A 255-nucleotide genomic window follows, 5' to 3' on the forward strand; every position below is an offset into this window, starting at 1 on the left:
GGCATTGCTCAAGCATGCTATTAGTATTGCTTATGCATTGCTTAGACGATGCTTGATTATTGATTGTATTGTTCTCAACTTTGCTAGTGTCACTACCCTCTTTATCCCAACGAGCTTCGGCCGCTTTTTTACCACGCTCCGATTTCATTTTGCGATTTTTAGTTGCTGTCTCTTTTTTATCATCGAGATAACGACTAAATAATATATCGTCATCACTCTCAAAAATTTGAATACTCAAAAGCAGGGTAATAAAGG

At 37.3% G+C, this 255-nt stretch carries 1 pseudogene; it reads right to left on the minus strand.

Annotated features, from left to right (window positions below):
* Positions 1 to 238 (minus strand): annotated as a pseudogene (locus AAEY79_RS15695) (hypothetical protein); the annotation flags it as partial.
* Positions 239 to 255 lie beyond the last annotated feature (17 nt).

This window comes from Psychrobacter sp. GW64-MNA-CIBAN-0177 (assembly GCF_040309585.1).
GTDB lineage: Bacteria > Pseudomonadota > Gammaproteobacteria > Pseudomonadales > Moraxellaceae > Psychrobacter > Psychrobacter okhotskensis.